A 20,681-nucleotide genomic window follows, 5' to 3' on the forward strand; every position below is an offset into this window, starting at 1 on the left:
TCCAACCCTCATTATTTGTTGGCAAATTCTTTACCGAGCTCTTTTGAGCGCTCTGCACAAGCATCTACTGCAGCCGTCATCAGTGACTGAATCCCTTGTTCTTCTAGAGTTTCTAATGCCGCTTGAGTAGTACCGTTTGGAGATGTGATATTTTTGCGTAGCTGAGCAATATCTTCGTCTAGCTCAGTCACCATCGCTGCCGCCCCTTTCATGGCGTACGTTGACAGCTTACGACTCGTCGCTTCATCCAACCCTTGCGCCACACCTGCTTCAATCATCACTTCTAGCATACGGAAAAAGTACGCTGGAGCGCTGCCTGAAAGCGCCGTCACAGTGTGCATTTGCGCTTCGTCTTCGATCCAAACATGGCTACCAAAACTGTCAAAAGCATTCGCAACCCAATTCTTTTGATCCTCACTGGTGTGCTCGTTCGCAATCAAGCCAGACATGCCAGCCCCCACCAAAGCTGGGGTATTTGGCATAGAGCGCACAACAGCAACGGGTTGTCCTAACCAGCTTTCCAAGGCACCAATTTCAATACCCGCTGCGACCGATACAAACAATTGCTCAGGGCGAACAACCGTCGCAAACTCTTCTACCACTGATTGCAGCAAGTTTGGTTTAACACACAAAAAGACAACGTCCGCAGCCGCAACCGCTTCCTTGTTATCTGCGTACATAGTCATACCAAAACGTTGCTCAAGGCGCGGATGATCCTCTACGTTGATCGAACTACCCACAATAGCATCGCCGGAATAACCACTGGCACGCAAACCGCCAATGATCGCTGATGCCATGTTACCTACGCCTACAAACGCAATCTTCAAAGTCATTGTTCACCTTATTCGTTAAAATGTACCGGAACGTCTGTCGTTCACTTTAAGTATATTGTCGTGCACCGAAAATCGCCGTGCCAACACGCACCATGGTGCTGCCCGATGCAATGGCTGCCGCCAAGTCCCCAGACATACCAATCGATAGCGTGTCCACCATCGGGTCGTTCTTTTGCAGTGTTAAAAACGCTTGTTGCAGCGGCGCATATACTTCTCGCTGCAGCGCCATATCCGTTTGCGGTGCTGGAATCGCCATCAATCCTCGCAATGAAAGATTCGGCAAGCTTTTCACTAACGCCACAACCCCCTCTAAATCGCTCAATTCGATGCCCGACTTAGAAGTCTCGCCGCTGATGTTAACTTGAATTAGAACATTCAATGGGGGCAACTCTGTAGGACGCTGTTCACTTAAACGTCTAGCAATTTTTTCTCGATCAATGGTATGTACCCAATCCATTGTCTCTGCAATCTGACGCGATTTATTTGATTGAATAGGACCAATAAAATGCCACTCGATATCGCTCAGGTGAGATAAAGCTTGATACTTCTCTACGGCTTCCTGAACGTAGTTCTCACCAAACAAACGCTGTCCAGCCGCGTACGCAGACTCCAAATCAGCAAGAGGCTTTGTCTTACTCACGGCAAGTAATCGCACATCAGAAGCTGAACGACCACACTGTGCGGCACAATCCGCTATATCACGTTGAACTTGCCTTAAATTGTCAGCAATACTCACAAGCACTCCTAATACTGAACTCGTCTTTAATCGCCATACGCTTCATCTAAATCTTTTACAAATTTGCCGTAGTACTCCAATCGGAAGCCAACGCTTTCTGTAACTGCGTTAGCCGCTGCGACTGAGGCAAAGTACAACTTATCGTGGTTTGCTTGCTCTGGGTACAGAGCCACGCCAATCTTAACACCACCGCTCAACACTGAAACTTGGTTTGGATCTGCTTTAAGCAGCGCACTTTGTACTTTTTGCGCAACAACAGGCCCATCATCCAATTGCGATATGCGCATTGCCATCACAAATTCATGGTCTGATACGTTGGCCAATAGATCATTGTCTCGCAATGTATCGCGCAAAATATCGGACAGCAACTTGAGCTCATCCTCTTCCGCTTCTTCATTCACCAAAACGGAGACAAAGGCTAGACGTTGGAAGTAACGGCGTGCATCACGCAGCATCATATCCAATGCTTTAGCGAAGGAATGGGGTTGCAATAAACCTGTTACTGCATTCGTATGCTGCTGTAACGTTGCATCGGTCTGGCAACGAATCACCATTGATTTAACCCAGCTCGGTAAAGAATGAAGCACTTGCTCTAGTGCCCAATAATGCATGCGCTGCTCTATTTCAGTGACAAACTTCGGTGAGAATAAACAGAAGGTAAACCAGTTTTTTTGGCCGTCTTGTATGCTAACTAGATCACACGAATCAATGGAATAGTCACCTAAGCACTCCTGCCAACGCTCCCAATCAGCACGCGTTGCGACATTGCTTTCACGGGCAAACGCTCGAGATGGACTGGCAACAAACGTCGCTAGAGATTGAGGTACACGCGACACATTCCCTAATGCATCTCCCAAGCTTGGCCAATCTTGGTAATTGATAACACGCCACTGGGTCAGCTCTTGATCACAAGTCAGTACACAGACCTTCAGATTATTAGGAAATAACTCACCGATACTGCCAATCATTTGCTCAACATAAGCAATGGGATTCATGCTACAAGCCACTTGGCTCAGCATAAGCTGATCAACCTTACGCAACTGCAATAGGAAGTCACGTTGCATTAGCAACTCATGTACAGCCTCTTGCGAGGTCTCATCCTTAGTATCTATCTCCATAAACCCCATTACCAAAATCGTTCAAGCCTTCATGGATCATGTGCTACTCAAGGGCACATGATCCTCTTTTGGCAACTTTATCATTAATTGAGAACCTAATCACGACACACGGTGCCGAGAACACTCTTAGTTTAGGGAGTATACGCGCTGACCTGAGATGTAGGTTTGTAGCACTCGGCCAGCCATTTGCTCACCATTGAAGCCAGAGTTTGACCCTTTGGATTTTCTCGTACTTTGGTCCCAAATCCATTTATCTGTGCTATCAAACACCACAAAGTCGGCGAAGCTACCCACTGCCAGAGAACCGGCTTCTAGGCCAAAGCAAGCCGCAGGTCCTACAGTTAGAGCCGTCAACAACTGGTCAAGCTCTAAATCACCTTCGTCCATTAAACGAAGCGCTAACGGTAACAACACTTCTACGTTAGCCATGCCGGGGTCGGTTGCTGCAAATGGCGCGACTTTCGCCATCTTTTCATGAGGCTGGTGATCTGAACAAATGGCATTAATGACACCTGTTTTCAGCCCCTCAATCAACGTCAATCGATCATTCTCGGAGCGAAGCGGGGGCAGCACATGGAACTGACCATCGAACTCTTTGAGCACTTCATCGGTCAATAACAAGTTATGCAGCGCTACGTCACATGTCACATCCAAGCCCGATGCTTTCGCATCAGCAATCATTTCAACCGACTTCGCACAAGACAAGCGAGCAAAGTGCGCGCGAACGCCAGTTTTCTCGACCAACAGCAAATCACGCATCAAAGCGATGGTTTCTGCCGTTTCAGGGATACCCGCTAAACCATGCATAGTCGACATCATGCCTTCGTGCGCACAGCCACCTTCCGATAGACTGCTGTCATTCGGATGAAACACGACGAGTAAGTCATGGGTTGCTGCGTATTCCAATGCACGGGACAAGACACGATTACTTGCCAGATCATGGCCATGGTTTGACAAAGCCACACAACCCGCATCCGTTAACGCCACCATGTTACTCAGTTGCTCACCTTGTAATCCTTGAGTCAGCGCACCGATCGGAAACACATTCGCCATGCCCGCTTCGTCTGCTTTATCTTGGATCAATGCCGCTACTGCAGGTGTATCAACAATTGGCTTCGTATTTGGCGGGCATACCAATGTGGTCACACCACCCGATACTGCCGCACGACCTTCTGAAGCAATCGTGCCCTTTTGCGAGTAACCTGGTTCACGCAACGCAACCGCAGTATCTACCAAACCAGGCAATATCCATTTACCCGATACATCGAGCACTTCCGCGTCGTCAAAACCTGCTGGCGCCTCACCCATTGCAACAATTCGATGATCTTCGATAAACAGATCAATCACCGCGTCTAAATTCTGGCTTGGGTCAATAACGCGACCGTTACTTATGCGAAGTTTCATATTAGCCCTCATCTCCCACAGCCTGTTGCTCTTGAACTTGGCCACTCATAGCCATCGACATAACAGCCATACGCACCGCGATGCCATTGGTCACCTGATCCAGAATTACCGCTCGGTCGCCATCCGCTACTTCCGATGAAATCTCTACACCTCGGTTAATTGGCCCAGGGTGCATGACGATGGCATCTGGTTTGGCCCAAGATAGACTCTCTTCCGTCAAGCCATACAAGCGATAAAACTCGCTTTCGCTCGGCAACAATGCGCCAGCCATACGCTCTTTCTGCAAGCGCAACATGACCACAACGTCCACATCCTCCAAGCCTGCTTTCAGGTCATGGCAGATGTTAGCGCCCATATCACGGAAAAACTCAGGTACTAAGGTTTTCGGCCCAACCAGACGAATGTCTTCAACACCTAAGGTTTTCAAGGCATGCAATTCTGAACGTGCTACTCGGGAATGAAGGATATCGCCAACGATGGCAACTTTAAGGCCTTCAAATTGACCTTTGTGTCGACGAATGGTCAACATATCCAGCATCGCCTGCGTCGGATGAGCATGACGACCATCCCCAGCGTTGATGATGGCAACATTTGGCGAGCAATGCTCAGCAATGAAATGCGGCGCTCCGCTGTCTTGGTGGCGCACAACGAACATATCACTTTGCATCGCTTCAAGGTTCTGCAGGGTATCCAGTAAGGATTCACCTTTCGAGGTCGCTGAGGTAGCAATATTGAGGTTAATGACGTCAGCAGACAGGCGTTTAGCAGCCAGCTCAAAGGTCGTTCGCGTACGAGTGGAATTTTCGAAGAATAGATTAACAACCGTTTTACCTCGTAGAAGAGGTACTTTCTTAACGGACTGTTCACCCATGGATAGGAAAGATTCTGCGCGGTCGAGAATCTCCGTTAGAATTTCTTTACTTAAGCCATCTAAGGTTAGAAAGTGCTTTAGTTGACCTTGTTCGTTTAACTGTAACGCCCGAGGGTCGGATCGCATCATAGTTTGCTTTCCTCAATCACTATGTATGATAGGAAAATGCCCGGCACAGACTAAGCTGCAACCGGGCATTCGTGGGCTAGATGGTCAATTTGGCAAGAATTATCGCCAAACATCACCTTATTAGCGAACCACTGTATCCAAGTCCTAATTGTCGTATGACTTGCCCAAAAAATAAAGCTCCCGCCCTATTTTTAATGGGTTTCAATCACAGAAACTGCCAATGGTGTAGGGCCTGACAGTTTTACACGTTGATTTGACTTCAACGACAGCTGCTCTCCCACCACATCGGCGCGTATTGGCAGCTCTCGGCTGTTTAAGTCAAACAAAATCGCCAAAGTGATGCTGGCTGGACGACCAAAGTCAAAAATCTCATTCATGGCAGCACGAATGGTGCGCCCAGACATCAATACATCGTCCACTAAAATAACATGACGGTCTTCTAATGCTGGTAGCTGTGTGTGCCCAACCTTTGGGTTCAGACCAGCACGAGTGAAGTCGTCTCGGTAAAAAGTAATATCCAATGTCGCCAACTCTTCATCCGTCGGTACGGCATCGAGAATTTCATTCGCTACCCAAACACCACCGGAGTGGATACCCACAACGATAGGGTTATCAATATGGTGCTGCTGACAGTATTGCGCCAGTTGCTGCTTCATGGAGGCCAGCGCTTTATCAAGATCCAACGTCATGTGTGATGCTTATCCTTGGTCAATCAATCGGAGCTGGCCGTCTGCTGCGCAAACCATGATTCCAAAATCATTTGTGCAGCCAACCCATCGACTGAGTTTTCTTTAAAGTTACGGTTACCGCCTTGAGCAATCACTTGCCCTTTCGCCTCATAGGAGGACAGACGTTCATCCATCATATGGTATGGGCGGTTGTAACGTCCATGGAGACGTTTCGCAAATTTTCGTGCCCGTTGACACATCTCATTTTCGCTACCATCCATATTTAACGGCAAGCCGACCACAAAAGCATCCGGTTGCCATTCTTCAACTAGTGCACTAATCATATCCCAGTTAGGAATACCATCAGTGGCTTTAAGTGGCACAAGCGGGCGGCCTTGCCCAGTCAGGCTTTGGCCAATGGCAACCCCAATGCGGGTCGTACCAAAATCAAACCCCAATACCGCGATCGCAGTATTGGGGTTCGTTGACGTCTTTGATGTGGACGTTTCAGTCATCAAGCATGTCCTATATCCGGCGATAGTAAACTCATATCTAAGCCTAGGACCTTGGTTGCAGCAGTAAACTGCATGTCACTAGGCGTATTAAATAATACGTCTAAATCCGCCTCGCACACCAGCCAATCATTATTGGCAATTTCGCCTTCTAACTGCCCTTCTTCCCAACCGGCGCACCCTAAGGTAATCAAAAATGACTCCGGGCCATCGCCAGAAGCAATATGCTCAAGCGTTTCTAGCGAAGCTGAAAGACAGACATCATCGGTGACTCGTAAGGTATTTCCCCAGCACTTATCACTGCTGTGCAGAATAAAGCCACGTTCTGATTCCACTGGCCCACCCACTAAGATCTGTTCTGAGGTTAAGGTTGGCAGCGACATTTGCATACCAAGATGCTCTGCCAACTCACCAAAATCGACGTTTGATGGTCGATTAATCACAATGCCCATCGCACCCGTTTCCGTGTGCTCGCAGACATAAACCACCGTGTGTTCAAAGTTTGGATCATTCAAATGCGGCATAGAAATCAAAAAGTGATTCTTTAACGATTGGAATGTATTCGCCATAAACAACGCCCCCTTTAAAAATGACGCAAGAGCTCGCGCCTAAATCCTTCGATCAAATAAACGCTCTTTCTCTAACTCTGAAAATCGAAGGTCGTAATGCCAGTATAGGACAATCAATTCATTTGCCCACTGATAAGTTTCTTTTATCTGAATTATCCTTCATTTTATAAAAAATGCTGGTAAACTAATAAAATTCAACCAAATGGTTAATTAAAACCTTATTTTTCACCCACTGAGCACGAAAGTAGGACCGTCACTTGCACCACAAATCTCAACAAATTAGTTTAGAGACATGGCGTGATCAGTATCTCGAAGAAACCATCGATCTGCGCTATTTCTTTCATAATGGCTGGTCGTCCTAGGCCTTTCCTATATTTGCGTCAATTCACTTTTTAACTGACTGAGCTATGCTCTAGTCCATATTGAACACGTTCATAGGAAATTCGTCATGATTTTAGAAGCTGTCGATTACCAAAGCCCAACTGCCGCTCAAGACTTCGTTAAATCCCTACGTGAAACAGGGTTCGGCGTCCTGAAAAACCATCCTATTCGCCAACAGTTGGTCTCTGATATTTACCAAAACTGGCATGACTTTTTTAATAGCGAAGAAAAGCACAACTTTCGCTACAACGTCGGAACACAAGATGGCTACTTCCCGCCCGATGTCTCTGAAACGGCAAAAGGTCACAGTAAGAAAGACATCAAGGAATATTTCCACTATTACCCATGGGGACAGTGTCCAACGGCACATAAAGCAGAGCTGGCTCAGTACTATCAAGAGGCCAATCAGCTTGCCGAGCAACTATTAGGATGGATCGAGCAATACACGCCTAGCGATATAGCAAGTCACTACTCTCAACCACTGTCCAGCATGATTGAAAAAAGCGATCAGACTTTGTTGCGGGTTTTGCACTACCCACCATTGAAAGGTGATGAGGAGTTAGGTGCGATCCGCGCAGGTGCGCACGAAGACATCAACTTGATCACCATTTTGCCAGCAGCGAATGAACCAGGGCTACAAGTGCAGCTTAAAAATGGCGATTGGATCGACGTACCCTGTGACTTCGGCAACCTGATCGTCAACATTGGCGACATGTTACAAGAAGCGTCTGCGGGATACTTTCCTTCTACTTCCCATAGGGTCATCAACCCGGAAGGCACCGATAAAACCAAAGCAAGGATTTCTCTACCGCTATTTCTTCACCCAAGGCCCGATGTGAAATTATCTGAGCGCCATACGGCAGGCACATACCTGCATGAACGTTTAGTGGAACTTGGCGTTATCTAAACCCAGCACAGAGATAAGACACGACCTAGTGTCTTATCTCTGGTTCACTACAATACTGCCTTGACCAGTAAGACCCCACCCGACAACACCAGCATCCCCATCGCCAATCGTTTTACTACATCCGCCTCCAACAGAGAGAGCAAAAAGCGTCTTGATAAATAGGTTCCTGCCAGCACCAGTGGCGCACCAATCAATGACACGAATTGCACTTCTAATGAGATAGACTCGGTGACAAGCGACATACCTGTTCTAAATGCGGCTAACAACAAGAACAAACTGAGCAACGTCGCTCTGATCACAATCAAGGGCACAGGTTGACGATACATCAGATAAGATATCGGTGGCCCTGCTGTCGAAAAAAGGCCACTTAGTAACCCAGCAAAGACACCACTCAACGCAAAATGCCAGCTAGGAGAAGGCGCCTTGAGCGGATCAGGTTTTAACATTGAACTGACGCAAACAAGGATCATCACGATGCCCAATAATCCCTGTAGCACATTCAATGCCGCTTGCCCCAAATGATCGAGCCAGTACAAACCAACCGCCACCATCGGAAGAGCGACACTTAGAAATACCCACATAGAGCGAAATTGCGCCTGTCGCCACACTCCACCGTATAGACCTGACGCTCCATTCACTAAGCTCAGCAAGCTGGCGATAAATGCCAATTCCGGAATCGTCATTAATTCCAGCGCCCCACCAATCCCTAGTACGATCAAACCAAAGCCGAAACCTGTTGCCGTCTGGATATACGTCCCGAGAGCAATGACCGACAACAACATCAACAATGAGATATCCAATACCGTTCTCCAACCTAGAGCATGAAACCTGCATATTTGGACTACGAGACAACACTTTAAGACTATCAATCAAGTATTACTCGCAAGAACCGCCTATGTTAATTCACGCAGATGATAATCTTTCTTATTTTCTGCCATTCATACAATAACAAGGGAGTTTGCCATGAAAGCAGCGGTTGCTAATACCTTCGGCTCAATTCTTAACATCGAAGATGTCCAGAAGCCTACCATTGAACCTCACCAAGTATTGGTAAAAATCCACGCCTGTGGTGTCTGCCATACGGATCTACATGCCTGTCATGGAGACTGGCCAGTAAAGCCCACATTACCTCTTATTCCGGGTCATGAAGGAGTAGGTGAAATCGTAGAAATTGGCTCCGCCGTCTCCCACCTCGCACTGGGTGACCGAGTCGGCATCCCTTGGCTTTACAGTGCTTGTGGCCATTGTGAATACTGCCTAGCTGGGCAAGAAAGTCTATGTTTATCGCAACAGAACGCTGGCTACTCAGTTGCAGGCGGTTATGCAGAATACTGCGCTGCACACGCAGACTATGTCGTCAAAGTACCAACTGGGCTGAACTATGTCGATGCGGCGCCACTGTTCTGTGCGGGCGTAACCACCTACAAAGCTCTTAAAGTATCCGATGCTAAACCAGGTCAATGGGTCGCAATCTTTGGTATTGGGGGCTTAGGACATTTAGCCGTGCAATATGCCGTCGCCATGGGGCTCAGAGTAGTGGCTGTCGACACTGGAGACGCCAAGCGTGAACTAGCAACCTCCTTGGGCGCGGAATATTTCTTTGACTTTATGACGGATAACGTCGTGGAAGACATCAAAGCGACCACTGGTGGTGTGCATGGCAGTGTCTGTACAGCGGTTAGTAAAGCAGGCTTCCGCCAAAGCTATGACGTCGTTCGTCGTGGTGGTAAGTGTGTATTAGTAGGCCTACCTCCAGAGGACATGCCGCTGCCTATTTTTGACACGGTATTAAACGGTGTCAGTGTAGTGGGCTCCATCGTAGGTACTCGAAAAGATCTTGAAGAGTGCCTAGAATTCGCGGCTCGCGGCAAAGTAAAAGCCATCATTACCGAGAAGAAACTGGATGATATTAACGCCATTTTCCAAGACATGGAGAAAGGGGAAATTACCGGACGTATCGTGATGTCTCTAACTTAAAAAAGCCGACTTGCAGCGCTGCAAAATACAGCGCTGCCTTAGATCGACACATAAACCAAATTCATAACTCATATGCGGCGATTTTGTTCATAAAATCGCCGCTTCTTCTATTATCACTTCCTTATTTTGTGATACCTTAGCCCGTCTTTGAACATTGTTTGCATTTTTACCGCCAACACACGTCATGGATGGCTTAATTAAGGGGGTTTTGTGTTTTTTCAGCGAGCGCTGTGGTTTCTGCTGCTGTCCATTATTGGTTGCTTTTCAGGGCTTTCATCGGCCCAAACGTTAACTCTTCCCGTTGAGGACTACCCACCTTACATAACGGTTGATGAATCCTCTAACAGCATTTCAGGCATGGACATTCGTGTTACCCAAGCGGCATTTGCCGCGGTTGGTATTCAAGTTTCATTTGAAACAGCACCATGGCAGGCTATTTTGCAAGGCATTGAATCGGGCGAGTTTGCTGGCACAGTCAGTTGTGCTCGTCGACCTGAGCGCGCCCCATACATGCTGTTTAGCAATGAAGTCAGCACCAGTAGTCGTGTGCTCATCAGCCGTCCATCGTTTGCAACCGACCACATTGAAAGCATTTATGATCTGAACTCTTTCCGTGTAATTTCAGTAGAGCAGTGGGACATGGAACAACAGCTGACCGAGCTAAACATTGAACATTCAACGGTTCAAGGTATTTCAGAAGGGCTTGAATCCATCATGGCTGGGCAAAGTGATGTCTTTTTTGTTTCGCGCTACCCAGTGTTGCATCAAGCAAAAAAAGAGGGGCTACAAAAGTCGATCAAAGTCAGTAGCCTTGTAGCAGAGCCCTTAGTGCCTTTGCACGTATGCTTAAGCAAAAACTACCCACAAGCACGAGAGCTTGTGCAAGCCTTCAACCAAGGGCTACAAATCATTAAACGTAACGGCACATTTCAAGCTATTCGAAATGAGTACCTTTAACCGCTCGCCTTAAATTGGGCAAGCGGGTAGGTGCCAGATTTCGTCTGCGTATTCTTGGGTCGTGCGATCCGATGAAAACTTCGCCATACGAGCGGTATTCATAATAGCCATTCTCGCCCAGCGCGCCTTGTCTTGATACGCTTGCGCCACCAGTTCTTGGCACTCCACATAAGCACGGTAGTCAGCCAATACTTTAAAACGATCACCATGCTCTAGCAGTGCGGAGCGAATCTCATCAAATGCATGAGGCTCATTAGGACTAAAGTAGCCAGAACACAACCAGTCAATCGCGTTTTTAAGCTCTTCATCTCCATGGTAATAGTCATACGGATTGTACCCATGTCGGTCCAACGCCTGTACATCCTCTACTTTCAAGCCAAAGATAAAGATATTATCGTCACCGACCTCTTCTTTGATCTCAACATTGGCACCATCCAATGTGCCTATGGTTAACGCCCCATTCAATGCAAGCTTCATATTGCCTGTACCGGACGCTTCTTTCCCTGCTGTTGAGATCTGTTCAGATAAGTCCGCAGCTGGGATGATTTTCGCAGCCAGAGACACTCGATAATTTGGTAAAAACACGACCTTCAACTTACCTTGAACGCGCGCATCATTATTAATGACATTCGCCACAGCGTTGATGGCATAGATGATCGCTTTCGCCAAGCCATAACCGGGTGCCGCCTTCGCACCAAAAATAAATACCCGTGGTACGATATCAAGATTAGGATCATTTAGTAGTCGATGGTAAAGAGTCAGAATATTTAGCAAACTCAAGTGCTGACGCTTGTATTCATGTAAGCGTTTGATCTGCACATCAAACATGGCCGTTGGGTCTACCTCGACGCCACATTCCGCTTTGATCACGTCAGCTAAGCGCTGCTTATTTTGATGTTTAACAGCCATGAAAGCTTGCTGAAATGCTTGATCCTCTGCGAGCCCCTCTAGCTTGCGCAAGCGCTCTAGATTCTTAGGCCAATCTTGCTCAACACCATACTGTTCAAATAACTGTGCAAGCCCAGGATTACAGTTCAATAGCCAGCGACGCGGCGTAATGCCATTGGTTTTGTTAGTCAGTTTATCGGGATAGAACTCATTGAAACGAGCAAACAAATCGCTTTTCAAAAGCTCTGAGTGCAATGCCGCTACACCGTTCACTTTGTGACTGCCAACAACGGCTAAATGCGCCATGCGCACCATCTTATGGTGGCCTTCTTGAATAATCGACAATTCGGTTTTGATGTCATCACGACCAGGCCAACGCTGCTCTACTTGCTCCATAAAACGATGGTTAATTTCGTAGATCAGCTGCAAATGACGAGGAAGAACCTTTTGAAATAAGCCCACACTCCATGTTTCGAGTGCTTCTGGCAGCAACGTATGATTAGTGTAGGCAAAGATACGAGTAACCAATGACCAAGCATGATCCCAATGCAGACGTTTATCGTCCACGAGAATGCGCATTAACTCGACAACGGCGATGGCAGGATGCGTGTCATTAAGCTGAATGGCAGCCTTTTCAGGCAGCTTATCCCAATCCGTACCATTACCGCGTTCAAAGCGTCGTAGAATATCCGCCAAAGAACAAGCCACAAAGAAATACTGCTGAACCAAGCGCAGCTCTTTGCCATTTTCCGTTTTATCATTTGGATAAAGTACTTTGGAAATGGTTTCGCCAATGGCTTTTGAACGCACCGCTTCAACATAGTCACCCTTGTTGAACTCGTCTAGATCAAAGTCTTCGGTTGAGCGCGACGACCACAAGCGTAAGAAGTTCACCGTTTTGGTGTCGTACCCTGCCACAGGAATATCATGGGGAATCCCCAGCACATTCTTAGTATCCACCCACAGAGGATGATAATTACCGAAGTTGTCATAAGAGGCTTCCACACGCCCATAAAACTGGATCGTCTGGGCATACTCAGGACGTACCAATTCCCATGGTGTTCCATAGTTTATCCAAGTATCAGGGTGTTCAACTTGCTTACCCTCTTGGAAGTCTTGTTTAAACAAGCCGAATTCGTAGTAAATACCATAACCGATGGCAGGCAAATCAAGAGTTGCCAGTGAATCTAAGAAGCAGGCGGCTAAACGCCCCAAACCACCGTTGCCAAGTCCCATGTCTACTTCAACTTCACAGACTTCATCCCAAGATAAACCCAGCTCTTGGATGGCCTGCTGTGCTTCTTCAAATACTCGAACATTATGTACATTGTTAATCAGCATTCGCCCCATCAGATATTCCATCGACAGGTAATACAATCGACGTACGTTATCGTCGTTGTGCTTAGTTTGCGTAGCCACCATGTCATCGATAATACGGTCACGTACCGCAAGAGATAGACATAGCCACCAGTCACGCTGACTGGCCTGCTCTGCGCGCAGCGCTAAGGTGTAGCGCATGTGGTATAAAATGCCCTGTTTCAGTTCAAGGCAAGAAGCGGTTTTCGTCGTGGATAGCTGATCGGATGGGCTTGGCATTGCTATCGTCCTCAATTTTGAAAGGTGATATGTGCATGGTATAGACACTATGTTGCAACGGCATTGCGGTGTCGGTCTAGCGCCAATTATGCACTTACCATGAGTTTACAGTACGTTCTCTGCTTCCCCCCATTCATGCAAAAACAAAGCCGACTCCTAAAGCCGGCTTGGTGAACTAAATAACATCTACCAAATAAAGTGACGAGCCTCGACGTCTAATGCCGTGAAGGGCACAGACACTCCCTGTTTTTGCGCAATAGCATGACAGACGATTAAAGGCACCAGATGCTCCTCCCGGGGATGACAGAATCGCCCTCCTTCCACGGATGACCAGTTGGCCCAGCGCTCTTGAGCATCTTGCACATCAGGGCTAGTCACTGTCTCATCCAGCCATACTTGAAAGGCATGCACTGCTTGATTCATCTGGGGCGTTTTAGGCGCAAAAAATGCGCGCATGTTATGGAAGCTGAAGCCAGAGCCAATCACCAGCGCATCCTCAGGTAAGCTATGCGCTAATCGCTCGCCAAACAGCCAATGCTCACTTGGACTCAAGGAGCTGGTCAGTGATATTTGTAATACCGGAATATTAGCCTCAGGGTACATCAACATTAAAGGGATAAACATTCCATGATCAAACCCTCGCGTCTCATTCAAACGAATGGACGTTCCTTGAGCCTGCATGCTGTGCGCAATCTCCTTGGCTAACTGAGGCGCTCCTGGTGCAGGGTATTGCAACTGATAAGATGCCTCGGGAAAGCCATAGTAGTCGTAAATTAGCTCAGGCGCGGCGCCTGACGTTATTTCAAAACCATTGGTCTCCCAGTGAGCACTAAGCATGATGATGACTGACGGCTGTTTGGGCAGTTGTTGCGCCAAACCTTTCAATGTTGACACCAGTTCGTCATGACTAGGATCGCCTAAAATCGGCATCGGGCCACCACCATGGGAAACGAACGCTACAGCAGACATATACCACTCCTTGAAGACAGCGCTTCAATCAAATAAGAATACGTCTATGTTAGTACTACACAGAAACACAATAAATATTGAACGGAGCAATGATTTATTTCATTAAATGAAACAATATCACCTCTAAAAGACCACTTTATGATCAAAAAAAGCAAACCAAGAGTTGCTAAATAAACACCAAGTAGCGCCAAAAAATATCATCTAGCCAAATGTTAAATCGCGATTAAGCGTGATAAATTCCGAATTCATATTTGCACAGGTTGTGCTTAATAAATCGAAAAGTTTACACATTGTCACGAACAATCACACCGTAAACTAGGCGATGGGTTTAGCTGGTATCCCAGCACCTAATAAAAATTAAAACGCTCAATGAGCGCACTACCACTGGAGAACTTCTATGCAAGAATTCATTGATTTCCTCAATGGAATCATCTGGAGCCCGGCACTTATCTATTTGTGTCTTGGTGCTGGTCTGTTCTATTCCATCCTGACGCGCTTTGCTCAGGTTCGTCACTTCAAAGAAATGTGGTCGTTGCTTTTTAACTCAACGCCATCTGAAAAAGGTATTTCTTCTTTCCAAGCCCTAGCAGTATCTCTTTCAGGTCGTGTGGGTACAGGTAACATCGCAGGGGTTGCAGCTGCGATCGGTTTTGGTGGTCCAGGTGCTGTATTCTGGATGTGGGTGGTTGCGTTCCTAGGCGCGAGTACAGCCTACGCTGAATCAACACTTGGTCAGATCTACAAAGTTAACGACAATGGCCAATACCGTGGTGGCCCAGCGTACTACTTTGAGAAAGGCCTAAGCATGAAATGGTTGGGCGTGTTGTTTGCCCTAGCGTCTATCATCGCATGTGGCGTATTCCTTCCAGGCATCCAAGCTAACTCTGTTGGTAACGCGGTTGCTCAAGTATTTGGTCAAGGCGATATCATCAACACATCATTCGGCTCTGTCGGCACCACTAAACTTGTGGCGCTTGCTGTGATTCTGGTGGTACTGGCTTTCATCATCTTCGGTGGTATCAAGCGTATTGCAAACTTCACTCAGATCATCGTGCCATTTATGGCGATGGGTTACATCATCATGGCATTGATCGTTGTATTCCTTAACGTTGATCAAGTGCCTGGCATTTTCTCAATGATCATCTCTGATGCCTTCACTGCTCAAGCTGGTTTTGGTGCAGCGATTGGTTGGGGTGTAAAACGTGGTGTTTACTCTAACGAAGCCGGCCAAGGTACTGGCCCTCACGCTGCCGCAGCAGCAGAGGTTGAGCACCCAGCACAACAAGGTCTAGTACAAGCGTTCTCTGTATACGTAGATACACTGTTCGTATGTACTGCCACAGCATTGATGATCCTGATCACACAACAGTACAACATCCAAGGCACACTGCCTGACGGTCAGTTCATTGTTCAAAACGTACCTGCTGATGTCATCATTGCTTCACCTGCGTTTACGCAAATGGCTTTGCAGAGCATCTTTGGTAGCTTCGGTTCAATCTTCGTTGGTGTTGCGCTGTTCTTCTTCGCCTTCACAACGATCCTAGCGTACTACTACATCGCTGAAACAAACGTGGCTTACCTACGTCGCGCGCTGAAAGTAAATGTACCGCTAACATTGGTTAAACTGTTGATCATGTTCATGGTTGCATACGGTACTGTAAACACTGCAGGTTACATCTGGAACCTTGGTGATGTGGGCGTAGGCTTGATGGCGTGGTTGAACATCGTGGGTATCATTGTGATCTTCTTCATGGCTCGTCCGACGATGAAAGCTCTGAAAGACTACGAAGACCAAAAAGCTGCAGGCGTTGAGGAATACACCTTCGACCCGAAAGCATTAGGCATCAAAGGTGCGGACTTCTGGGAAAAACGCCTAGAGAAAAAGCAAGCAAATAAATAATCGCGCTTTTTATCCACAGCTTTCATAGCTAAAAAAGAAGGCCGCTTAGGTTTCCCTAAGCGGCCTTTCTTATAGGCTAAACGACATGATTAATCTAAAGAGTCTAACCCCAATTGGTCTTTAATAATCTGACCAAGGGACGGCAGGATATCACGATCAGTGAATTGTTCCGGCGACCACAAATCCGACACCATCATGGCTTTTGGGCAATGGAAGAACAGCTCTTCAACCGCTACCTTCACCACAATCTTAGGGCGTTTGCCTGATTCAACACACAAATCCAGAAGCTCTTCATCATCATGCAACGTCGCTTTACCACGTAGTCTGACGATTTCATTGATGCCTGGGATAATAAACAAGATGCCGATTTCTGGGGTATGCAGGAGATTACGCAGAGTATCGATACGGTTATTACCCGGCAGATCACCGAAAACCAGATGTTGATTATCTAAGACTTTAATAAAGCCCGCTTGGCCACCGCGAGGAGAAACATCGAGATGCCCTTCTGCGCCACGACTGCTAACCAGTGCAAAGCGACTGTGCTCGATAAAAGTAATGGTATGAGGCTCAAGCGCTTGAATCGCTTTTTTCATCACAATCGGATGCGGTGCTTTGTAGAACTGCTGAAGTTGCTCTAACGTAGTAATTTGGCTCATGCTATAGGCTCTTTAGTTAATGCCCTCAATATGCATATGAGAAGCATTATTAGAATTATTTATTGAGCGCTATTCTAGGCGTCACCATAGCAATTCACAACCGCATCCTGCATGACAGCATTATTTAACGATTAAAACGGCCTTGTTCTAAGGTTTTTGAGGGGCGCTCACCAAACAACAAGCGATAATCTTTTGCGAACTGACTCATATGCCAAAAGCCCCAATTAGCAGCAATATCGGCAATGCTTGTGTTATTTGATGCGTTTAAAAGAGCTCTGCGAACACCATTTAAGCGTGATATACGTAGATACTGAATAGGACTAATACTCAAGATACTTTCGAATGCATACTGCAAGGTACGACGACTGACGTTGGTGACTTGGCAAAGGTCCGTTACGGTAAGAGGTGTATCAGGGTTGTCATTGATCCATGCACGGGCTGCATCCACCACCATTTTCCGATGGTGATAACTCTGCGTTTGCGCAGGAGCCGGTTGCTCAGTTTTCAATACCTCAAGCAAGGCTGTCATTAGCAAATCATGCGTTAATCGTTCTGGCATGGCACGCATTCCAGAGCCCTGCAATGACCTACCCAGCACAAAACGCACATCATTTAACGTCTTCTCTGGCAATGACAATCGACCATGAGCCGTCAATTCCTCCCAGTTTAAGTCAACGCCATGAATACGCGCCATACGCGTCAAAGTCTCTAGCTGTACCACCATACCAAACAGCTCGTAGTCTTGTGGCGTGGTCAACTCAAACTCACAATCCCCAGGACGGCACATAATGTGTTCTGAACGAACGGATAATCCATTGATGCGTGACTCTTCTTGTTGAGCAAGCGGAATGCCCAACCAAACTGAATCAGGCCACACCACACATTTTTGCTGTAATGCTTGGCTGGTGCTTTCTTGGAAAACCTGCAAATCCGCAAACGGCAACTCCGCGATTCTGCCATAGAAACCACCGCGACTGGTTTGATCGTACTCTTGTTGCCAGTTAGTCAAATTGCCAGCATGAAGGTCCGCGTCAAAGGCCTCTTTCAGGACAATTGAAGCGCCCTCTTTTGGTGCAATTACCGCATCAAGCCCAGTCATTGGTTTTCTCCGAATATCAAATTTGCGCAAAACCGAAATACGAATCTCTTGCAAAACATTGATTTATTTAATGTTTTTATTATTGCCAAAATTCGATAACGCTCTATCACTGACATTTTTAACAATGTAATAAGTGACGAATTTAAACGCAGCAATTCTCATGCCGAATAAACCTGCGTTATCAGATTGGTTCTTTACCTTAGACGCAAAGGCTTTCAAATGACAAACGCTTCTTCAAAATTTCGCTTTCGACACACCGTAGGTGAACGCACTTTCGGGTTTCAAAGCTTAACCGAGCTGATGGCCAAAGCGACGCCGGCACGCTCTGGCGATCGCCTCGCTGGCGTCGCAGCAGACACCGCTGAAGAGCGCGCCATTGCGCAAATGACATTAGCGGATGTGCCACTGAAATTATTTCTAGAGGAAGTGGTCGTTCCTTATGAAGAAGATGAAATCACACGCTTAATCATTGATGAGCACGACAAGTCCGCTTTTGCTCCTATCTCACATTTAACCGTTGGCGGTTTTCGGGATTGGTTACTCAGCGACTTGGCCACGCCTATGACATTGCACGCTATTCGTGCTGGGGTCACACCAGAAATGGCCGCTGCCGTCAGCAAAATCATGCGCAACCAAGACTTAATACTGGTCGCTAAAAAGTGCCATGTTAAGACGGCGTTTCGCAACACAATTGGCTTACCCGGTCACTTATCCACCCGCTTACAACCCAACCATCCGACCGATGATCTAACTGGCATTGCAGCCAGTATTTTAGATGGTTTGATGTACGCCAACGGCGACGCCGTAATTGGTATTAATCCAGCGACGGACAACGTTGCTCAAGCCTGTCGTCTTATGAAAATGATGGATGACGTGATTCAACACTACGAGATTCCAACTCAATCCTGTGTTCTCACCCATGTTACGAATACCATTGAATGCATTGAGCAAGGCGCTCCGGTGGATTTGGTGTTCCAGTCTATCGGTGGCACACAAGCGACCAACGATAGTTTTGGTTTTAATTTGGCCACCCTTGCCGAGGCCCAAGATGCCGCCCTGTCTTTGAAACGAGGCACAGTGGGCAATAATGTGATGTACTTTGAAACGGGACAGGGTAGCGCGCTTTCCGCCAACGCACATCACAATGTCGATCAGCAGACCTGTGAAGCACGTGCTTATGCAGTTGCACGCAAGTTCAACCCTTTGTTGGTCAACACGGTGGTTGGCTTCATTGGCCCAGAATACCTCTATGACGGCAAAGAGATCACTCGTGCTGGCCTAGAAGATCACTTCTGCGCCAAGTTACTCGGTTTACCTATGGGCTGTGATGTGTGTTACACCAACCACGCCCAAGCCGACCAGAACGATATGGACAACTTAATGACGCTGTTGGCCGTATCAGGGTGCACTTTCATCATGGGCATCCCAGGCTCTGATGACATCATGCTCAACTATCAAACGACATCGTTTCACGATGCCATGTATGTGCGCCAAGCCTTAGGACTTAACCCGTCCCCTGAATTCGATCAGTGGCTAAAACATACCCGTATTTTCCAAGACGACCAATTCACTCTTAATCACAAGATACCCGGTGCCTTTGAGCATTCACTGAACCGTTTATTGGGGGGAGCCTAGTATGAAGCGCATCTTCCCTACCCATCCTATCGAAGAAGCCGTCGTCGAAAACCCATGGCACAAACTGCGCTCGTTCACCGATGCGCGTATTGGTCTAGGCCGTGCAGGAGTCAGCGTTCCCACCAAACACTTACTGGCCTTCCAGCTAGCCCATGCTCAAGCGATTGATGCGGTGCATTCACCGCTCAATATTGACGGTTTGACAGCCAGCTTCGCTGAGCAAGATTGGTCGATGGAACACGCTCCTATTCGCTTACATAGCCAAGCGGAGAATCGCGCTACCTATTTGCAACGACCAGACTGGGGACGACGCTTACATCGCACGTCGATTGAACGCTTACAAGAGCACTCAACATCGCGCTCTGAGCCTTATGATTTGGCGATCGTAATCGTCGATGGTTTATCGGCTTTTGCGATCGAAGAAAACACAGTGCCCTTTTTAAATGAGCTGTTACCCCGCCTTCAAGGCGATGCAACTCCTTGGTCGATTGCCCCGTTGTGCATTGTGGAGCAAGGGCGCGTGGCCATCGGTGATCCCATCGGAGAGATCCTGAATGCTCGCTGCGTCATTGTACTGGTCGGTGAAAGACCAGGACTTAGCTCACCCGACAGCATGGGCTTGTATCTCACTTGGGCTCCCAAAGCAGGGTTAACCGACGCTTACCGAAACTGCATTTCAAATATTCGATTGGCAGGCCTAAACCACCATGATGCGGCCCGTAAAGCCTACTACCTGCTTAGCGAAGCACGCACCAAAAAGCTTTCTGGCGTGCAGCTAAAAGATCGTACCGATGACTCGGTACTGGAACACGATAACGAACAACACAACTTTCTTGTATCACAACCCAAATAACGAACTAAAAACACAAGAGGAAC

19 protein-coding genes are annotated in these 20,681 nt (G+C 47.3%); 6 read left to right on the plus strand and 13 right to left on the minus strand.

The annotated features are described in order from the left end of the window. Positions 1-11: 11 nt before the first annotated feature. The 8 genes from proC to C8D85_RS06595 all read right to left on the minus strand — a co-directional run bounded on the left by proC (position 12) and on the right by C8D85_RS06595 (position 6,840). Positions 12-833, minus strand: coding sequence for a pyrroline-5-carboxylate reductase (proC, locus tag C8D85_RS06560; RefSeq protein ID WP_133560893.1), 822 nt, complete (start codon positions 831-833; stop codon positions 12-14). 46 nt (positions 834-879) lie between these two features. Further along, positions 880-1,569, minus strand: coding sequence for a YggS family pyridoxal phosphate-dependent enzyme (locus C8D85_RS06565; RefSeq protein WP_211342147.1), 690 nt, complete (start codon positions 1,567-1,569; stop codon positions 880-882). A gap of 26 nt (positions 1,570-1,595) precedes the next feature. After that, the gene (locus C8D85_RS06570; RefSeq protein WP_133560897.1) at positions 1,596-2,687 is read right to left on the minus strand and encodes a GGDEF domain-containing protein; all 1,092 of its coding nucleotides are present in this window, start codon (positions 2,685-2,687) and stop codon (positions 1,596-1,598) included. Between the two features lie 126 nt (positions 2,688-2,813). Next, a complete protein-coding gene (locus tag C8D85_RS06575; protein WP_133560899.1) occupies positions 2,814-4,091 on the minus strand; it encodes a dihydroorotase in 1,278 nt (425 codons plus the stop codon). Between the two features lies 1 nt (position 4,092). After that, on the minus strand, positions 4,093-5,091 hold the full coding sequence (locus tag C8D85_RS06580; RefSeq protein ID WP_133560901.1) for an aspartate carbamoyltransferase catalytic subunit: 999 nt from the start codon (positions 5,089-5,091) through the stop codon (positions 4,093-4,095). Positions 5,092-5,282: 191 nt separating this feature from the next. Continuing rightward, the gene (gene pyrR / locus C8D85_RS06585) at positions 5,283-5,780 is read right to left on the minus strand and encodes a bifunctional pyr operon transcriptional regulator/uracil phosphoribosyltransferase PyrR (protein WP_133560903.1); all 498 of its coding nucleotides are present in this window, start codon (positions 5,778-5,780) and stop codon (positions 5,283-5,285) included. 23 nt (positions 5,781-5,803) lie between these two features. Further along, positions 5,804-6,274 carry a Holliday junction resolvase RuvX gene (gene ruvX / locus C8D85_RS06590; protein ID WP_133560905.1) on the minus strand — a complete coding sequence of 157 codons (471 nt, stop codon included), beginning with the start codon at positions 6,272-6,274 and terminating at the stop codon, positions 5,804-5,806. Next, the gene (locus C8D85_RS06595) at positions 6,274-6,840 is read right to left on the minus strand and encodes a YqgE/AlgH family protein (RefSeq protein ID WP_133560907.1); all 567 of its coding nucleotides are present in this window, start codon (positions 6,838-6,840) and stop codon (positions 6,274-6,276) included. Before C8D85_RS06595 ends, ruvX begins: the two co-directional genes overlap by 1 nt. Positions 6,841-7,288: 448 nt before the next feature. Between C8D85_RS06595 and C8D85_RS06600 the strand changes: the two genes are divergently transcribed. Then, complete coding sequence (locus tag C8D85_RS06600) at positions 7,289-8,128, plus strand: 2OG-Fe(II) oxygenase family protein (RefSeq protein ID WP_133560909.1); 840 nt, start codon at positions 7,289-7,291, stop codon at positions 8,126-8,128. 47 nt (positions 8,129-8,175) lie between these two features. Here the strand turns inward: C8D85_RS06600 and C8D85_RS06605 are convergent, their stop codons facing one another. Continuing rightward, a complete protein-coding gene (locus C8D85_RS06605; protein WP_133560911.1) occupies positions 8,176-8,928 on the minus strand; it encodes a TSUP family transporter in 753 nt (250 codons plus the stop codon). 163 nt (positions 8,929-9,091) lie between these two features. Between C8D85_RS06605 and adhP the strand changes: the two genes are divergently transcribed. Together adhP and C8D85_RS06615 are read left to right on the plus strand one after the other, a co-directional pair. Then, entirely contained in the window at positions 9,092-10,105 is a 1,014-nt protein-coding gene (adhP, locus tag C8D85_RS06610; protein WP_133560913.1) for an alcohol dehydrogenase AdhP, read from the plus strand. Between the two features lie 210 nt (positions 10,106-10,315). Next, positions 10,316-11,062, plus strand: coding sequence for a substrate-binding periplasmic protein (locus tag C8D85_RS06615; RefSeq protein WP_133560915.1), 747 nt, complete (start codon positions 10,316-10,318; stop codon positions 11,060-11,062). A gap of 9 nt (positions 11,063-11,071) precedes the next feature. On the opposite strand, the gene C8D85_RS06620 is transcribed toward C8D85_RS06615, so the two are convergent. Further along, positions 11,072-13,546 carry a glycogen/starch/alpha-glucan phosphorylase gene (locus C8D85_RS06620; RefSeq protein WP_133560917.1) on the minus strand — a complete coding sequence of 825 codons (2,475 nt, stop codon included), beginning with the start codon at positions 13,544-13,546 and terminating at the stop codon, positions 11,072-11,074. 186 nt (positions 13,547-13,732) lie between these two features. Continuing rightward, positions 13,733-14,515, minus strand: coding sequence for a DODA-type extradiol aromatic ring-opening family dioxygenase (locus C8D85_RS06625; protein WP_133560919.1), 783 nt, complete (start codon positions 14,513-14,515; stop codon positions 13,733-13,735). A gap of 397 nt (positions 14,516-14,912) precedes the next feature. Here C8D85_RS06625 and C8D85_RS06630 point away from each other — a divergent pair, with 397 nt between their 5' ends. Then, positions 14,913-16,415, plus strand: coding sequence for an alanine/glycine:cation symporter family protein (locus tag C8D85_RS06630; protein ID WP_133560921.1), 1,503 nt, complete (start codon positions 14,913-14,915; stop codon positions 16,413-16,415). An 89-nt stretch (positions 16,416-16,504) separates the two neighbouring features. Here C8D85_RS06630 and C8D85_RS06635 read toward each other — a convergent pair whose 3' ends face one another. Both C8D85_RS06635 and C8D85_RS06640 read right to left on the minus strand, forming a co-directional pair. Next, on the minus strand, positions 16,505-17,071 hold the full coding sequence (locus C8D85_RS06635) for an MSMEG_1061 family FMN-dependent PPOX-type flavoprotein (RefSeq protein WP_133560923.1): 567 nt from the start codon (positions 17,069-17,071) through the stop codon (positions 16,505-16,507). A 124-nt stretch (positions 17,072-17,195) separates the two neighbouring features. Next, positions 17,196-18,170: a helix-turn-helix domain-containing protein gene (locus tag C8D85_RS06640; protein WP_133560925.1), complete on the minus strand. Its 975-nt coding sequence runs from the start codon at positions 18,168-18,170 to the stop codon at positions 17,196-17,198. Positions 18,171-18,389: 219 nt separating this feature from the next. Here C8D85_RS06640 and C8D85_RS06645 point away from each other — a divergent pair, with 219 nt between their 5' ends. Together C8D85_RS06645 and eutC are read left to right on the plus strand one after the other, a co-directional pair. Next, positions 18,390-19,805 carry an ethanolamine ammonia-lyase subunit EutB gene (locus C8D85_RS06645; RefSeq protein WP_133560927.1) on the plus strand — a complete coding sequence of 472 codons (1,416 nt, stop codon included), beginning with the start codon at positions 18,390-18,392 and terminating at the stop codon, positions 19,803-19,805. Position 19,806: 1 nt separating this feature from the next. Beyond that, complete coding sequence (eutC, locus tag C8D85_RS06650) at positions 19,807-20,658, plus strand: ethanolamine ammonia-lyase subunit EutC (protein WP_133560929.1); 852 nt, start codon at positions 19,807-19,809, stop codon at positions 20,656-20,658. Positions 20,659-20,681: the final 23 nt, after the last annotated feature.

The sequence above is a fragment of the Marinomonas communis genome (genome assembly GCF_004363305.1).
Classification (GTDB): Bacteria; Pseudomonadota; Gammaproteobacteria; order Pseudomonadales; family Marinomonadaceae; genus Marinomonas; species Marinomonas communis.

Bases quoted from the DNA above. Each gene is read 5' to 3' on its own strand.
- proC (WP_133560893.1), bottom strand. From the start codon at position 833: ATGACTTTGAAGATTGCGTTTGTAGGCGTAGGTAACATGGCATCAGCG.
- C8D85_RS06570 (WP_133560897.1), bottom strand. From the start codon at position 2,687: ATGGAGATAGATACTAAGGATGAGACCTCGCAAGAGGCTGTACATGAG.
- C8D85_RS06575 (WP_133560899.1), bottom strand. From the start codon at position 4,091: ATGAAACTTCGCATAAGTAACGGTCGCGTTATTGACCCAAGCCAGAAT.
- C8D85_RS06580 (WP_133560901.1), bottom strand. From the start codon at position 5,091: ATGATGCGATCCGACCCTCGGGCGTTACAGTTAAACGAACAAGGTCAA.
- pyrR (WP_133560903.1), bottom strand. From the start codon at position 5,780: ATGACGTTGGATCTTGATAAAGCGCTGGCCTCCATGAAGCAGCAACTG.
- ruvX (WP_133560905.1), bottom strand. From the start codon at position 6,274: ATGACTGAAACGTCCACATCAAAGACGTCAACGAACCCCAATACTGCG.
- C8D85_RS06595 (WP_133560907.1), bottom strand. From the start codon at position 6,840: ATGGCGAATACATTCCAATCGTTAAAGAATCACTTTTTGATTTCTATG.
- C8D85_RS06600 (WP_133560909.1), top strand. From the start codon at position 7,289: ATGATTTTAGAAGCTGTCGATTACCAAAGCCCAACTGCCGCTCAAGAC.
- adhP (WP_133560913.1), top strand. From the start codon at position 9,092: ATGAAAGCAGCGGTTGCTAATACCTTCGGCTCAATTCTTAACATCGAA.
- C8D85_RS06620 (WP_133560917.1), bottom strand. From the start codon at position 13,546: ATGCCAAGCCCATCCGATCAGCTATCCACGACGAAAACCGCTTCTTGC.
- C8D85_RS06625 (WP_133560919.1), bottom strand. From the start codon at position 14,515: ATGTCTGCTGTAGCGTTCGTTTCCCATGGTGGTGGCCCGATGCCGATT.
- C8D85_RS06630 (WP_133560921.1), top strand. From the start codon at position 14,913: ATGCAAGAATTCATTGATTTCCTCAATGGAATCATCTGGAGCCCGGCA.
- C8D85_RS06635 (WP_133560923.1), bottom strand. From the start codon at position 17,071: ATGAGCCAAATTACTACGTTAGAGCAACTTCAGCAGTTCTACAAAGCA.
- C8D85_RS06640 (WP_133560925.1), bottom strand. From the start codon at position 18,170: ATGACTGGGCTTGATGCGGTAATTGCACCAAAAGAGGGCGCTTCAATT.
- C8D85_RS06645 (WP_133560927.1), top strand. From the start codon at position 18,390: ATGACAAACGCTTCTTCAAAATTTCGCTTTCGACACACCGTAGGTGAA.
- eutC (WP_133560929.1), top strand. From the start codon at position 19,807: ATGAAGCGCATCTTCCCTACCCATCCTATCGAAGAAGCCGTCGTCGAA.